A 14756-nucleotide genomic window follows, 5' to 3' on the forward strand; every position below is an offset into this window, starting at 1 on the left:
CCGATCTCCTCCTAAAATGGAACCCCGCAGCGCAGCAGCACGTTCGCGTAGGGGGTGAACTCCCCGGTGCGGACCACGAAGCGAGCGTCCAGCAGCAGGTCCTTGAACTCCTCGTGAGGAATTGCCGACCCGGAGTCGCCGAACAGCTCCTCCAACCTCTCCCTCACCTCCGGGCTCTTCTCCTCTGCCTCGCCGGCCCAGACCGCCCCCTCCACGCACATCTCCGCCAGCATCGCGTCCAGGACCTCGAAAAACCCCGGCCTTCCGGGCACAAAGCCCAGGTCCACCCTCGGGGTCTCCGGCGGAATCGGCAGTCCTGCGTCCGCAATGCAGATCAGGTCTCCGTGCCCGCACGACGCAAGTTGAAACATCAGCTCCGGGTGAATTATCCCGCCCTTTTTCATACCATCGCACCTCCTCGCGCCCCGCCTGGCGCAGGGCGCATCAAAAAAACCAGCCGCGACCCGCTCACGTGCGGATCTCCCGGTCGAAAGGCCTGCCCAGCGCCGTAGGCCCCAGGAGCAGACTCTCTCGGCTGAAGGCCAGGGCACCGATCACCAGCACGTAGGGCAGCATCACCGCGAACTCGTAGGGGAAGTTTATCCCCCGCCCCTGGATCGCAAGCTGAAGCGCCTGCGCCAGGCTGAAGAGCAGAGCGCCTCCCGTTATCTTCAACGGCCTCCAGTGGCCGAAGTAGACAAGCGCGACCGCTATGAACCCTCGCCCGGCTATGATCTCGTCGCTGAACATCTTCGCCTGGCAGAGGCTCAGGTAGGCCCCCGCCAGCCCTGCGAGAGCGCCCCCCACCGCCAGCGCCTGGAAGCGCACCAGGTTCACCTTCACTCCGATCGAGTCCGCAGCACGAGGGTTCGCACCCGACGCACGCACTCGCAGCCCCCACGGGGTCTTGAACAGAACGTACCAGGCCGCCGGCGCCAGCAGGAAGGCCACGTAGACCAGCGGGTTGTGAGAGAAGAGCACCGGCCCCAGCACGGGAATCTTGGATAGCAGGGGGAGGGGCATGGCCGGAATCCCCGGAATGCTCTGGGTCCCGCCGACAAAGTGCCGGAAGAAGGTCCCCGCGACCCCGACGCCGAACATCTGCAGCCCTATTCCCGCGATCCCCTGCGGCGCGCGGAATGTCACCACGGCGATCCCGAAGAAGAGCCCCATCAGAGCCCCCGCGACCATCGCCATCAGTATGCCCGCGTAGTTCCAGATCTCCGCCGTCGGCCCTCCTCCGCCCACCAGGAAGGGCGCGAGGAAGCCCATGAACGCCCCCATCGCCATTATCCCCTCGCAGCCCAGGTTGAAGACCCCTGCCCTTTGATTGAACATCTCGCCGAGCGACGCGATGAGCAGCGCCACGCTGAAGGGCACCCCGAGCGCAAGAATGTTTACCGCGAAGTCCATCGGATCACGCCTCCCCGCCTCGCTCCGTCGAGCCGAACAGCCTGTTCCCGACCCTCTCCCTCAGGTATGGGTTCTCCAGGACCATCCGGGTGGCGACGATGACGAGGATTATGACACCCTGCAGCGCCGTCACCACGTTGGCCGGCACCCCCGCCATCCTCTGAGTCATGTCCGCCCCGACCAGGAGCATTCCGAAAAAGAAAGCCGCCGGTATGATCCCCGCCGGGTGCAGCCCGCCGAAGAGGGCGACGACGATAGCGCTGAAGCCGTAGCCGCTGGTGACCCCCTCGATGGCCCTGCGGTGCACCCCCGCTATCTCGACCGCCCCCGCCAGTCCGGCGCACGCCCCGCTTATAACCATCGCCGTCACCAGGCAGCGCTCCACCGCGATCCCGCCGTACTTGGCCGCCCGCTCGCCCGCACCCGACGCCCTCAGCCTGTAACCCCACGACGTGCGGAAGAGCAGCAGCCAGATGACGAACGCCAGTCCCAGCGCCAGCCAGACCCCGGAGTGAATGCGAGTGCCGGGCAACAGGCGGTCCAGCCATACTCCCCTGGTCAGCCTCATCGACTGGGGGGTGCCGCTTCCCATCGTTATCTCCGCCGGGTCGAGCATAGGACCCCTCAGGCAGAAGGTGTAGAACTGAGCGGCTATGTAGTTCAGCATCACGGTGGAGAGAAGCTCGCTGACGTGCAGCCTTGCCCTGAGGATACCAGGTATGAAGCCCCAGGCCGCCCCGCCAAGCGCCCCCGCGGTCAGGGCCAGCGGCAGCAGCGCGAACCTTGGAGCGTTCGGCAGCGCGAGCGCCACCGCGGTCGCGGCCAATATCCCCATCGACATCTGCCCCTCCGCGCCTATGTTGATGATGCCGCTGCGGTAGGCCACGGAGATGCCGAGCGCTATGATCGTCAGAGGTATCGCCCTTATGATCACCTCGCCTATCTGCATGGCGTTCTTCAGTGGCTCGAACGCGATCACCGAGTAGGTCTTCGTCACGTCCGCCCCGATCGTCCACAGGATCAGCGCGCCGGCGAGGGTGGCCACACCCGCTGCCAGCAGGATCACGACCGTCGTGTAGAGGGTTTTAAACCACTTCATCTTCGCCCTCCCCGACACCCGCCATCAGGACCCCCAGCCTCCTGCTGTCCGCGTGCTCCCTGTCCAGGGTGTCTATTATCCGCCCCTTGAAGATCACCGCGATCCTGTCCGACAGGTCCAGGATCTCCTCCAGCTCCTCGCTGATCAGCAGGATGCCCATGCCCTCCTCCCGCTTCTCCAGAAGCCTCCTGTGGATGAACTCCGCCGCGCCCATGTCCAGCCCGCGGGTGGGGTAGACCGCCACCAGGAAGCGCGGCTCGCGCGACAGCTCCCGCGCAAGGATCACCTTCTGGATGTTCCCCCCGGACAGTGAGCCGGCCGCCACCCTCGTGTCCGGGCTGCGGATGTCGAACTCCTTGCGAAGTCTCTCCGCGTTGCTGTCTATCTCCCTCAGTCTCAGGAACGACCTGCTGGAGTAGTGCGGGTCGCCCGAGTCCTTCAGTATGAAGTTCTCCTTCATCGAGAATTGGGGCACTATTCCCTCGGTGTTGCGCTCCTCCGGAATGTAGCCCATCCCCGCGGCGATCACGTCGTGAGGCGACAGGTTCGCTATATCGCGCCCGAAGAAGATTATCTCCCCATCCTCGGCGCGGCGAAGTCCGTTGATCGCCTCGGCGAGCTCCCTCTGTCCGTTGCCCGACACCCCTGCCAGCCCTACTATCTCACCCGAGCATACCGATAGGTCCAGGGAGTCGACTGCGAAGAAGCCCCTGTCGCTCCTCACCTTCAGACCCCTGATAGTCAGAGCCTCGCACCCCTCGCAGCAGGGCGCCTCGTTCTTCGGCAGGACGATCTCGCGCCCTGTCATCAGTGCGGCTATCTCCCCGGGCGAGTGGTCGGCGGTGCTACCCTCGAAGACAACAGAGCCCCGTCGCAGGATCACCACCCTGTCGGACAGGTTCTTCACCTCGTGCAGCTTGTGGCTGATGAATATTATGGACAGCTCCCTGCTCATCCTCTTGAGCAGCTCGATCAGCTCGTCCGTCTCCTGCGGGGTCAGGGCGCTGGTGGGCTCGTCCAGTATCAGGAAGCGAGCGCCCAAGCACAGGGTCTTCACCAGCTCCACCCTCTGCTGCTCCCCTATGGAGAGCTGCCACACGTACGAGTCAGGGTCGACCACGAGCCCGTACCTCTCCGCCACCGTGTCGATCCGTTCGCGCACCATGCCCAGGTCGACCTTCAGAGGCGACCAGGCCTGCCTGTAACCCAGCGCTATGTTCTCGAGCACCGTCATGTTCGCCACCAGCATATACTGCTGGTGGACCATGCCAAGCCCGGCGGCGAAGGCGTCGTTGGGGGAGCGGAAGACAACCTCCGACCCGTTGATCAGGATGCGCCCCTCGTCCGGGCGGTAGAGCCCCATCAGGATGTTCATCAGCGTGGTCTTTCCCGCCCCGTTCTCCCCGACCAGCGCCAGTATCTCCCCCTCGTTCACGGAGAGGGAGATGTCGTCGCACGCCAGAACGCCGGGGAAGCGCTTCGTCACGCCCTCCATGCGAAGGCTGGTTATTCTGTCGGTTCCGGCTGTCGCCATATGGTGGACCTCCGTGCTGCGGCGTTGTTATCAAAGAAAGGGCCCCGCAACACGAAGGGTCGCGGGGCCTCGATAAAGAACTACAGCTTCGAGTAGTCCACCTTGCTCCAGTCGATTGTTCCGGGGGTGGAGCGGAATTTCTCCAATGTCTCGGCGATCTTCTGCTCGATCGGCCCCTCCCACATCTCCTTCAGGTCGTCGTTGAACCGGAAGTTGAAGCCGCCGTTGGCGAAGTTCAGCGCGATGCACTCGCCGCCCGTCTCGCCCGCGTCCAGCTTCGCGACCAGGTCGACTATGACGGCGGCGTAGTTGTACTCCGACGCGCCGATGCACTTGTAACCCTCGGGGATGCCTAGCTGCGCCGTCTCCTGGCCCACCCACCAAATCGGCTCGTCCCTGTGGTCGGCGACGGCTCTCAGTGCGCCGAGCGCCTGCTGAGAGGATCCGGTAAGCACGTCCGCCCCGGCCTTGATCTGGGTCTCCGCCACCTCGCCCGCCTTGACGAAGTCGCCGAACGAGCCGGAGTGCGCCACTATAACCTTCGCCTCCGGGTTGATCGCCTGCACGCCCAGCACGTAGCCCCTGTTGTACCTGGCCGCGTCGCCGCCGTCCACCGGCCCCACGACTCCGACGATGTTGTTTTTGGTCGTCATCCCGGCAATGACCCCGGAAAGGTACCCCGTCTCCTCGCTCTCCGGCATGTAGGTGTATACGTTTGCCGGCCCTATCTCCGCGCTGGTGCCGAAGACGAAGGTCACGTCCGGGTACTCCTCGGCCATCTCGAGCATCAGGTTCTTGTACTGGGCGCCGTGGCCTATTATGACCCCGTACCCCTGCGACACGTACTGCAGCACCGCCGAACCCGCATCCACCGGCTTCATCTTCTCGCTGTAGCTGTAATCGATGCGTCCGGGCAGCCTCTTTTGCGCCTCCGTGATGCCGTCGTGCATCGACTGGCACCACCCCTTGTCGTCGACCGTGCTCTCGACGATCATCGCAAGTTTGATCACCTCGTCCGCGCCGGCCGCGACAGTCCAGCCGCCCGCGAGAATCGCCCCGGCCGCGAAGGCCAGGCAGATCGTACCAAGCAAAACTTTCCTCATAACAATCCCCCCTCACAGTAAAAATTTGCACGATTATAGTATATCAGTCCACGAGGTTCGATGCATCCTCCGCTTGTCCCTGCTCGTCTGGTTCGCCCGCCTCCAGCGGGAGCTCCGTAGCGGTTGTCTCCACCTCGTAGGCGAAGGTCCCAAGCAGCCTCCTCAGTTCGCCCGCAAGCATCGAGAGCTCGTCGGCGCCCCGAGCCACTTGCTCGGAGGAGTTTTCAACCTCCCCCATTTTCTCCTTCACCATGTCCGAAGAGGCCGCGGCGTTGCTCACGCGGGAGGATATGCTCTGTATGGCGCTTGTTATCTCCTCGCCGGATGCGGCCTGTTGCTGCGACACGGCCGCCATGTCCTGGGTCGCGGATGCGATCCTGGACAGAGCCTCCATCATTCGGTCTATCATCTCGCGCGTCTCTCCCGCAAGCTTGCTGGACTCGTGAGAGTCCCTCGCGTTGCTCTCGGCGGACGACACGATCGTGTCCAGGTCCGTCGTTATGATGGATGCGAGTTCGGCGATCTTCTGCGCGGCCTCGTTGCTCTCCTCCGCAAGCTTGCGCACCTCGTCGGCCACCACCGCGAAACCCCTTCCGGCCTCGCCCGCACGTGCCGCCTCTATGGCCGCATTCAGTGCGAGCAAGTTCGTCTGGTCCGCGATGCCGCCTATCTGCGAGACGAAGCTCTGAATCTCTCGAGCCCTGTCCCCCAAGGTCCTTATCGCCTTCGCCGACTCCTCTACGTCCTCCGCGACCTTGCTGATGCTGCCGACCACCTTCTCCACGGCCCTGACGCCCTCTTCCCCGGAGAGTCTGGCCTGCTCGACCTCCTCGGCCATCTCCGTGCCCTTCTGCGCGGTCGCCTGGGTGCCGTGAGCCACCTCCTCGACTGATTCATTGATCTCGCGCGCCGCCTCGGCCAGGCTCTCCATCTGCGCGGAGACATCGTCGACGCCGGTGCGCGACTCCTCGATCCAGGCGTTGGATTCCTCGGCCAAGGAGGAGAATTCGCTCGCCGTGTCCCCCAGCCTGCCGGAGACATCGGCGATACCGCTCACCGCGCCCCTCAGCTTTTCAGTCATGACCGAGAGGGCGTCCGCCACCTCGCCGAGCTCGTCGCCGGTATCGATGCCGAATTCCTCGCGGCTCACGGTCAGATCTCCGTCACCCACGCGGTCCGCAAGGACGACCATGGTCCTCAGCGGGGAGGAGATGATCCTGGCTATCACGAATCCCAAGAAGAGCGCTATCAGGGCCGAGGCCACGGAGATGCCGATGGTAACGTTGAGGGAGGCGTCGGAGTCCAGCTTGTTCCGCTCGTTGACCTCCTGCGCGGCCTTGTCGCTGTAGTCGCTGAGAAAGCGGATCTCGTCCTGGTATAACTCGAAGTACAATAGTCCCTCGTCCGCGAAAAACTCGTAGGCCTCCCGGTCCCTTCCCGCAAGGGCAAGCTCGATTGCCCTGTCCATAACCGGCGTGTACAGGCCGAACACCCTTTGCGCGTTGGCCAGGTGGTTGGCCTCCTCCTCGGAGAGCGACCCCTTTGAGAAGGCCTCGATGCACTCCTCGACTATCTTCGACCTCCGTTCGATGTCCTCGTGAAACTCCTGTTTTCGGAAGTCGTCGTCAGCCAGTATCATGGAGAATATGTCCGCTTGTATGGCCCTGCCGTGAACCAGAGCGTTGTAGATCAGCTGAGTCGGAAGAAGCCTGTCGGTGTACAGACTGTCCATATTCTCGACGGCCTTCCTGTTGCAGTTGTATCCGGCGTACCCCACCACCAGCAGCATAATCGTCATCACTGCGGCCAGGGTGAGAATCTTCCCCCTGATCCTCAGACTTTCGAGCCATTCCATGCAATCACTCCCTCAGTATCCGTCAATCCCTCCCGGGCGCAGGCAGGGCCTCGCGATGGTCCTGATGGTCCTCGTCGTCCCTGTCCACTACGAACCTCTCCGTCATGTGCTTGAGCTCCTCGGACGTCTCGCTGACCTCCTGCGAGCCGGTCGCCACGTTCTCCATAGCCGCCGCCGTCTCCTCCATGGAGGCGGCCAGATTTTGAACGTGGTCGTCCGTGGTCTCCATCACGCTCGCGGTCAGGTCGATCAGCTCGATAACCCTCTCGGACTTCGCGACCTCCTCGTCCGTGGTGGTGATGATCCTGCGCACGTCATGGATGGAGCTGTCAACCGCCTTCTGGATGCGTTCCAGGGCCTGCCCCGCGACGTGGGCCACCGACACTCCGTCCTCCACTCCCTCGCGGCTCTTCTGCATCGACGAGACGGCCGAGCGAGTGCCCTCGAGTATCTTCTCCACAAGGTCGGCCACCTCGCGAGCGCCCTCCTGCGACTGCTCTGCCAGCTTCCTGACCTCCTCGGCGACGACCGCAAATCCGCGTCCCGCCTCGCCCGCTCGTGCGGCCTCGATAGCCGCGTTCAACGCAAGCAGGTTCGTCTGGTCGGCAAGGCCGGTGATCGTGTCTCCCACCACTCCGATTCGCTGGGAGTAGGTGTCCAGCTGCCTGAGCTGCTCCTCCGTCTCGCGGACGGAGTCCTTGATGTTCTCCATGGTGTCGATGGTCTTCACGACCGTCTCGCTCCCCTCCGACGCCGCCTCCGCCATGTCGGTGGAGTTCTTGTCGGCGTTCGAAGCGAGGGTCTGGGCTATCTGTATAAGGCTGCTCATCTCGAGCATCACCTTGGAGGATTCGATAGCGTTCGCACGTCCTTCCCGGGTCTGCTCGGCCAGCTTCGCGTTGCTCTCTGCGACCTCGGCGGTCGTGCTGGTGACCTCCTCCGTCGACGCGGCCGTCTCCTCGGAGATCGCCGACAGGTGGACCGACTTGTCCTTTAGGTCGCGGATCATGTCTCGCTGAACGGAGATCATCTCGGCCAAAGCGTCCGCCATCAGCCCGAGTTCGTCGCGGTTGACTATCCGGAAGTCCTCGCGGTCGATGGTGAAGTCTCCGTCCCGCGCCCTCGCGGCCAGCTCCTGCACCCTGCGCAACGGCCCGGTGATGCTGCGCGTCATGATGAAGGCCACGGCGGCGCCCAGCACCACAGCTACGAGGACGGCCGCGACGATGAATCCGATCGTGGTCCCGAGGCTGCTCACCGTGTCGTTCGCTATCCTGACAGTGGCGTCGGTAGCTGTCTGCTGCAGATTGAGCGCAACTCCGGCGACGTTGATCCCGGCCTCGTCGCGCTTCTTGCCCAGTTCCTCAAGATCCCTCCAGGCGGCCAGCATTCTCTCCATGGTCGCCTGGTAGTCGTCCGCCGCCTTCTGGATGTTGTCGAGCTGGTCGAGGTTGACCTTCTGGACGGTGACCTTGCGGATCTCGGCGATATTGCCCCCTATCTCCTTGAAGCGCTCGATCCCTCTCTCGATCCGCGACGTGTCGCGCAGCGCCTGTCCCCTGAAGTTGTCCAGCCGGACGGCGGTGCCGCCCTCGGAGATCCCGTCTATCAGAACCAGCTTGTCCAGTCGCTCCGCTAGGGCCTCCTCCCCCAGATTAAGCCTTATCTCCTCGTGCATTGTCTTGAGCTGCGACTCGAAGAAGGCCTCGGTGTTGTCGACGAATGCACGCGCCGCCACGTCCGCCGCCGCCCTGATCTCAAGGATATCCTTGACCGAATCCTCGGTGAGCTTCATCATGTCGTCGTACTCGTTCAGGCTGGCCTCGACCTTCGGGAGATCCTCGCGCAGCCTGACGAGCCTCGGGGACTTGGCCGCGTGTTCCGTCGCCTCCCCGAGGTACTTCCTCGCGTTAGCGGCGTGCATGCGCCCGGCATCGTCGTACCTCTGCTCGTAGGTGTCCCCGAAGCTCCTCATCTCGTAGACCATGTCCTTGATCGAGTCGAGTACGTCGCCCGCGATGTTGGACTCCGGTACGTACTGCTCGGCCAATGCATCAGCCTCGTTCCTTACCGAGTTCATGTTCACCCAGCTCAACGCCCCCACTCCAGCGAAGATCAGCAGGAGCACCCCGAAAGACAGTGCAAGCTTCGCGCCTATCTTTATGTTCCTGAACATAAACATCCCTCCTTCAGATGAGATTGACGAAAACACTCGTCTCTCCGTGCTTTGAGAGCCTCTTGGCTTGTGTCCTGCAACCCTTGAAACGACGACCGACGACGCGCTGTTTGATCTCGATGCTCCGCGCCACGGCCGGTGTGGCCCTCTTGCGACCTCAATGCGCGTTGATCCTGCTGGTTCTACAAAATTTGAATCATGGTGAAGCGGTGTGTGATCGAGATGATTTTTACGGCAAATCTGGCGTTTAGCCTGACAAGATTATACCCAAAGGAAGCCGATTGGCAACAGGCAACCCGGCTCAACGCCCCTTCTCGGGATGACCTAGGGTGGTGCCCCGTCCGCCTCGAGCGGCAGCAGGATCTCCAGCCTGCAGCCCTCTCCCGGACGGGATGCTATCGTCATCTCCGCGCGCAGCAGGCGCGAGCGCTCGAATATGTTGGAGAGTCCTCGCTTTCCAGCGGCCCGCAGCTCCTCGAAGCCGTCACCGGTCAAGCCCTCCGCGTCGAAGCCGCTTCCGTCGTCCTGGATGGAGAAGAGCAGCCGTCCGTCCCCTATGCGCAGTTCCACCTGTATGAATCGCGCCCCGCCGTGCCGGACGGAGTTGGAGGCCGCCTCGTGGAGTATGCGCGCAAGGGCCGTCACTTGCGCTTCGTCGAAGTCGGCCCTGGTTCGCAGCAGTTCCATGTCGGCGTCCACGTCTATTTCAAGCCCCTCGTATGCTCGTGCCAGCCGCGCCGCCGTCTCCTCCAGCGCGCCGGTCAGCCCGAGCCTGGCCCAGGAGGGGGAGAGAGCCTCGCAGTAGTCCCTTATCTCCGTTGCGGTCGCCTGGGCCGCCTCCTCGGCGGTATCCAGGTGTTCGAGGGCCGGGTCGTCCGCGGTCCTCCTCGCGAGCTGTATCCTCTTGATCGCGGCGACCGCGGACTGCAGAGCGCCGTCGTGAAGCTCGCGCGCCAGCTGCCTCCTTGTGTTCTCCTGCGCCTCGACCAGGTCCGTCACGTACCGGGCCTTAAGCTCCTCCTTCTCGTATGACTCCGCCGCCAGCCTTCCTATCACCGCCGACAGGGCCGACAGCTCCGCCAGCGGGCCGTCGTAGAGGTTTACGTCCGGCTCCTTTCCCCATTTGATCAGGCCGAGGCGCTCGACGAAGCCCCGCAGGGGGAATGCAAGCAGGCGCCACAGCATGAAGACGCCGAGAAGCACCGCGGCGGAGGTCAGCATGGCAGACAGAACCCAGTTCCTCCACACCACGGCGAGCGGGGCCAGCAGATGGGTCCTAGAGACGGCGGCCATTATGAAGCTATCGCCCTCGAGGGAGCGAACCACCACGTAGAAGCTGTTTCCATCGGCGTCCTCGATCTTGAGGGGTTCTTCGTCGGCCTTCACCCCCTTCCAGAGGGGGAGCAGCCTCTCTGCGCCCGGTGTCGATGACAGCACCCTTCCTTCGCTGGAGATGAGCAGCATGCCGCCCGCCTCCGGGGTCTGCAGCGCCGGGTCCACCGACAGCATCCTGAAGCGCATTATCCGCGCCATCCTCGGCCTGTGCGGCCTGTCGGCGGAACCGGCCTCGGGCATGGTGCTGGAGAAGTTCTCGGCCAGGTCGAGCACATACGAGCGCATCATCGAGTCCATGGCCGCCTCCTGCGCCCTCAGGGCGTGCAGCGAGACGAGGAAGTTGCCCGCGGTGAAAAGGGTCACCAGGGCCAGCAGAAGCTGAAGCAGGCGGCTTTTCATCTCTCGTCGCCGCCTATCTGGTCCAGCATTATGATGCCCTGTTTGAGAGCAGTCAGCACGGCCTCCGTCTTGTTCTTCACTCCCAGCTTGGAGTAAACGGAGGTCAGGTGAGCCGCGACGGTGCGCCTTGTTATCGACAGCAGCCGGGCGGTCTCGGACGAGGGGAGGCCGCGCGCGGTCAGGAGCAGGACCTCCAGCTCCCGCTCCGACAGTTCCGGCCCTTCATCGGGGGCGGAGAGAGACAGAGAGGGGTCGAGGAAGAAGATCCCTCCTGCTGTGTCCAGGATGGCACGCCTCAGCAGCTCGAAAGGGGCCGACTTCAGCACGAACCCCATGGCCCCGGCGCGTATCGCCGCCATGACGTACTGCTGCGCGCTGTAGGCCGTGAGCATCAGGACCCTGGTGTCGAGGTCGCTTTTCGCGATGCGCGACGCTATCTCCAGGCCGTCGCCGTTCGGCATCTCTATGTCGAGCATCGCGAGGTCGGGCTTCAGCTCAAGCGCGGCCCTCCAGGCCGATTCGCCGTCCTCCGCAAGGCCGACGAGCTTGAACTCATCCTCATCCTCGAGCCAGGTGGAGATGCCGGAGCGAGTGGAGGGGTGGTCGTCGGCAAGCAGAATTCTTATGGTCACGTCGGATTCCTCCCGTTTTGCCTCGTTTTCCGCGTGTTCGCGGTGCTATGTTATTTTATCATCGACGGAGGTGATGCTTCTTGAGATCCCTCAGTCCGGATTATCACTGGTTCGAGGAAATCCTGGTCTCTCTCGTCGCGCTTCATGTTATAATTCAGGAAACGGCATTTTGGGCGTAAAAAAACCTGTAAGGAGGGTTTTTCCCCGTGGAGAAAAAGTTCACCGCGCTTGTATGCGACGACTCGGCTGTGGTGCGAAAGATCATGAACAAGATCTTGAGCGAGGGGCCTTTCAAGGCCATTCACGAGGCCAACGACGGAGTTCAGGCGGTAGATATGTACCGCGAGCATCGTCCGGACATTGTCTTTCTTGACATAGTCATGCCGGGAAAGACCGGCATCCAGGCCCTGTCGGAGATCAGAGAGCTCGACCCGTCGGCCAGGGTGGTCATGGCGTCGTCCACCGGAACAACCAAGAATCTGAAGGCTGCGATCGATTTCGGAGCGGTCGACTTCATCCAGAAGCCCTTCGAGAAAGAGGCTGTACTGGCCCTCGCACGCCGGATTTTGGAAGGAGAGTGGGATTAGTGTTCTCTCGGCTTTTCGGACAGTTTCTTCTGCAGGAGGGGATCGTATCCTCGAGCTCCCTCTCCAACGCTCTGGGCCGGCTCGGTGAGGTCCGTCCGCTGATTGGAATGCTCGCCCTTGCGCAGGGTTTTATGACGCCCGACCAGGTACTTGAGGTCAACGAGGCCCAGAAGAAGGTAGACCGCCGCTTCGGAGAGCTGGCGATCGAGAAGGGCTACCTCACAGTGCAGCAGCTTGAGTCGATAATCTCTGCCCAGAAGAGCGAGCACGTACTGTTGGGGCAGATTCTTGTCCAGGACGGGTTCATGTCCCACGAGGGCTTCCTCAAGGCGCTGGAGCTGTATCGCACCAAGGCGGGGCTGACGGACGAGGGGTACGAGGCGGTCAAGGCCAACGACGTCGATGGGGTGATCTCCTCCGTGCTGGCAGGGCAGCCGGGGGCCAGGCGACCCCTCGTCGGAAAATGGGGCTCGGTGTTCATGAAGAGCGTCATACGCTTCGTCGACCCGGGCACCGCTTTGGATCCCCTTGCGGAGGCGAGCTATTCGAACCTTCGCGGCTTCGTCCAGAGGATGAGCGGCGAGCAGAGGATCACCGTCTTCCTAGGGGCGCACGACGACGTCTACGTGGACCTGGCACGCCGATTCACGGACTTCGAGGACATCGTCTCGTACGACGAGATGGCCGAGGCCGGCGTCGGGGAGTTTCTGAATCTCGCCAACGGGCTGTTCACAGTGAACTGCTCCGACGAGGGCATAGAGCTGGACATGCATCCCCAGGAGATGGTGGAGAGAGTCTCTTCGATCGACATGCCTCGTCCGGATGCGGTCTTCCCGTTCCTGCTTCCGAAGGGGCTCCTGTGGACCGGCATACGGCTGGAACGCGCGTGGTGACGGGCTGAGGAGGCCGCGGCATGGAGTCATGGGAGGGTTGCGCCTACACTGCCCTGATAGTGTTCGGCTTCTTGATCAGGGACGGCAAGGTGCTGATCGTCCGACGGGCGAACGACCCGTACAGGGGGGAACGCACCGTGCCCGGAGGGCGGAAGCAGCGAGGCGAGTCACTTCGCCAGGCCTTGGCGCGCGAGATAAAAGAGGAGACAGGCTGTGTCGTGAAAGGCGCGGAGTACGCAGGGACGCTGCACGCCGTCGTGGAGGGCGATGAGATGGAGTACCTTTCCGTCTACTTCGTCTGCAGGAATTTCAACGGCGAGCCGCACGGCAGCGACGAGGGGGAGGTCGAGTGGATGGATGTCGACGAGAGCCTTACCGCGCCGGATATGCACCCGATCTATCGCCTCCTGATGCCGCGCATAATCGGGGGGGACTATCCGTTCGACGGCACGATGCTCGTCGAGAAGGGGGCGCCTCCCGTGTACGACATCGCCGGTCCGGTACCGAGAGCCCTGTGACCTGCTAGCCCTTCAGTTCCGATATTATATCCTTGATCAAGAGGTCGGCGGCCGAGTAGGACACTTGGCAGGTGCCGACCCTTTTGTGTCCGCCCCCTCCGTGCTTCAGCATCAGGGCTCCTATGTCGGTCTTGCACGTCCTGTTGAGGATGCTGTGCCCGCACGCGATGGCCACGTTCTGCATCTGCTTGCCGTCGACTATCCAAACGGAGGCGTTCTGCTCGGGGTAGAGGCTGTATATCAGGAACCTGTTACCTGTGTAGATGGGGGATACGCCGCGCAGGTCCGTGATTATCACGTTTCCGTTTATCCTGGTGTGAGAGTGGATCATCTCCGTGAACAGCGCCGTCTGCTCGTAGTACATCGCGACTCGCTCCTTCACGTCCGGGTGCTCCAGTATCTCGCCTATGGTCATGTTTCTGCAGTGGTTGATCAGGTTCTCCATCAGCTGGTAGTTGCTTATGCGAAACTCCCTGAACCTGCCCAGCCCGGTCCGGGGGTCGCAGAGAAAGCCCAGAAGGATCCAGCCCTCGGGGTTGAGGATCTCCTCCGCGGTCAAATTGCCCGAGTCTACTTTGTCGACTCCTTCGATCATATCATCATAACCGGGGAAGCGCTCCGCTCCGCCGTAATACTCGTAGATTATCCTGGCGGCGGACGGCGCGAGGCGGCTCTCTCCCTTGGCGTCCTGCGTCCATCCGACCCGCTCCTCCTCGGACGAGTGGTGATCGAACCACATGCCGCAGCCTGGAACGTAGGGCACGTTCGCCAGCACGTCGTTCTCGGTGGGCTGGAAGAGCCCGTCCTGGAGGTCCTTCGGGTGCACGAACTTCCAGGAATTGATGACCCCCGCCTCCTTCAGCAGTATTCCGCAGATCAGGCCGTCGAAATCAGAGCGTGTGATAAGGCGCATGTGCGACCAACTCCCCATCATATTCTACTGAACCCATTATACATTTACGGGAGGGTCCGCGCGACATCGCAAAGTCCCGACCGGTTGCCTTAATGATGGTATCATTTATCGAGCATGAGAGGAGCGAAAGCCATGCAAGAGCATCGGTTCACTACGACCGCCTGCCCGTACGACTGTCCGGACGCCTGCGCCATGAGGGGGCGCTTCGACGGGGGGAGGACGATCCTGGCGCCCAACCCGGACCTGCCGTACAGCGCCTTTCTGTGCGCCAAGGGATTGAGATGGGCGGAGAGGGCGAC

Annotated in this window: 14 protein-coding genes; 4 read left to right on the forward strand and 10 right to left on the reverse strand. The window is 62.8% G+C overall.

The genetic code is table 11. The features are described 5' to 3' along the window. Window positions 1–11 precede the first annotated feature (11 nt). The 9 genes from rbsD to GX181_01135 form a co-directional block, all read right to left on the reverse strand. Window positions 12–404 (reverse strand): D-ribose pyranase, encoded by a 393-nt coding sequence (rbsD, locus tag GX181_01095; GenBank protein ID NLM70541.1) that lies wholly within the window; start codon window positions 402–404, stop codon window positions 12–14. 64 nt (window positions 405–468) lie between these two features. Then, window positions 469–1413 carry an ABC transporter permease gene (locus GX181_01100; GenBank protein NLM70542.1) on the reverse strand — a complete coding sequence of 315 codons (945 nt, stop codon included), beginning with the start codon at window positions 1411–1413 and terminating at the stop codon, window positions 469–471. 4 nt (window positions 1414–1417) lie between these two features. Next, a complete protein-coding gene (locus GX181_01105; protein NLM70543.1) occupies window positions 1418–2512 on the reverse strand; it encodes an ABC transporter permease in 1095 nt (364 codons plus the stop codon). Next, complete coding sequence (locus GX181_01110) at window positions 2499–4046, reverse strand: ABC transporter ATP-binding protein (protein ID NLM70544.1); 1548 nt, start codon at window positions 4044–4046, stop codon at window positions 2499–2501. Before GX181_01110 ends, GX181_01105 begins: the two co-directional genes overlap by 14 nt. An 80-nt stretch (window positions 4047–4126) precedes the next feature. Further along, on the reverse strand, window positions 4127–5149 hold the full coding sequence (locus GX181_01115) for a BMP family ABC transporter substrate-binding protein (GenBank protein ID NLM70545.1): 1023 nt from the start codon (window positions 5147–5149) through the stop codon (window positions 4127–4129). A gap of 43 nt (window positions 5150–5192) precedes the next feature. Next, window positions 5193–7004 carry a methyl-accepting chemotaxis protein gene (locus GX181_01120; protein NLM70546.1) on the reverse strand — a complete coding sequence of 604 codons (1812 nt, stop codon included), beginning with the start codon at window positions 7002–7004 and terminating at the stop codon, window positions 5193–5195. A 22-nt stretch (window positions 7005–7026) separates the two neighbouring features. Then, entirely contained in the window at window positions 7027–9180 is a 2154-nt protein-coding gene (locus GX181_01125) for a methyl-accepting chemotaxis protein (protein NLM70547.1), read from the reverse strand. A gap of 324 nt (window positions 9181–9504) precedes the next feature. Then, the gene (locus GX181_01130) at window positions 9505–10914 is read right to left on the reverse strand and encodes a hypothetical protein (protein ID NLM70548.1); all 1410 of its coding nucleotides are present in this window, start codon (window positions 10912–10914) and stop codon (window positions 9505–9507) included. Further along, window positions 10911–11546, reverse strand: a complete 636-nt coding sequence (locus GX181_01135; protein NLM70549.1) for a response regulator transcription factor — start codon at window positions 11544–11546, stop codon at window positions 10911–10913. The genes GX181_01130 and GX181_01135 overlap by 4 nt, the downstream gene beginning before the upstream one ends. A 263-nt stretch (window positions 11547–11809) precedes the next feature. On the opposite strand from GX181_01135, the gene GX181_01140 reads away from it, so the two are divergent. Genes GX181_01140 through GX181_01150 form a run of 3 tightly spaced genes read left to right on the forward strand, consistent with a single transcriptional unit; the run spans window position 11810 to window position 13544 of the window. Then, window positions 11810–12133, forward strand: coding sequence for a response regulator (locus tag GX181_01140; protein NLM70550.1), 324 nt, complete (start codon window positions 11810–11812; stop codon window positions 12131–12133). Then, the gene (locus GX181_01145; GenBank protein ID NLM70551.1) at window positions 12133–13026 is read left to right on the forward strand and encodes a hypothetical protein; all 894 of its coding nucleotides are present in this window, start codon (window positions 12133–12135) and stop codon (window positions 13024–13026) included. Before GX181_01140 ends, GX181_01145 begins: the two co-directional genes overlap by 1 nt. A gap of 20 nt (window positions 13027–13046) precedes the next feature. Beyond that, entirely contained in the window at window positions 13047–13544 is a 498-nt protein-coding gene (locus GX181_01150; protein NLM70552.1) for an NUDIX domain-containing protein, read from the forward strand. A 4-nt stretch (window positions 13545–13548) separates the two neighbouring features. Here the strand turns inward: GX181_01150 and GX181_01155 are convergent, their stop codons facing one another. Then, window positions 13549–14457: an exopolyphosphatase gene (locus tag GX181_01155; GenBank protein NLM70553.1), complete on the reverse strand. Its 909-nt coding sequence runs from the start codon at window positions 14455–14457 to the stop codon at window positions 13549–13551. A gap of 132 nt (window positions 14458–14589) precedes the next feature. Here GX181_01155 and GX181_01160 point away from each other — a divergent pair. Continuing rightward, window positions 14590–14756: hypothetical protein (locus tag GX181_01160; protein ID NLM70554.1), on the forward strand; the 167-nt coding region annotated here is incomplete at its 3' end.

Source organism: Synergistaceae bacterium (assembly GCA_012521675.1).
Taxonomy (GTDB): Bacteria; Synergistota; Synergistia; order Synergistales; family Aminobacteriaceae; genus JAAYLU01.

Excerpts from the sequence above, each read along its gene's own strand:
- GX181_01155 (NLM70553.1), bottom strand. The coding sequence starts at position 14,457 with ATGCGCCTTATCACACGCTCTGATTTCGACGGCCTGATCTGCGGAATA.
- GX181_01140 (NLM70550.1), top strand. The coding sequence starts at position 11,810 with ATGAACAAGATCTTGAGCGAGGGGCCTTTCAAGGCCATTCACGAGGCC.
- GX181_01150 (NLM70552.1), top strand. The coding sequence starts at position 13,047 with ATGGAGTCATGGGAGGGTTGCGCCTACACTGCCCTGATAGTGTTCGGC.
- GX181_01105 (NLM70543.1), bottom strand. The coding sequence starts at position 2,512 with ATGAAGTGGTTTAAAACCCTCTACACGACGGTCGTGATCCTGCTGGCA.
- GX181_01130 (NLM70548.1), bottom strand. The coding sequence starts at position 10,914 with ATGAAAAGCCGCCTGCTTCAGCTTCTGCTGGCCCTGGTGACCCTTTTC.
- GX181_01125 (NLM70547.1), bottom strand. The coding sequence starts at position 9,180 with ATGTTCAGGAACATAAAGATAGGCGCGAAGCTTGCACTGTCTTTCGGG.
- GX181_01115 (NLM70545.1), bottom strand. The coding sequence starts at position 5,149 with ATGAGGAAAGTTTTGCTTGGTACGATCTGCCTGGCCTTCGCGGCCGGG.
- GX181_01110 (NLM70544.1), bottom strand. The coding sequence starts at position 4,046 with ATGGCGACAGCCGGAACCGACAGAATAACCAGCCTTCGCATGGAGGGC.
- rbsD (NLM70541.1), bottom strand. The coding sequence starts at position 404 with ATGAAAAAGGGCGGGATAATTCACCCGGAGCTGATGTTTCAACTTGCG.
- GX181_01100 (NLM70542.1), bottom strand. The coding sequence starts at position 1,413 with ATGGACTTCGCGGTAAACATTCTTGCGCTCGGGGTGCCCTTCAGCGTG.
- GX181_01120 (NLM70546.1), bottom strand. The coding sequence starts at position 7,004 with ATGGAATGGCTCGAAAGTCTGAGGATCAGGGGGAAGATTCTCACCCTG.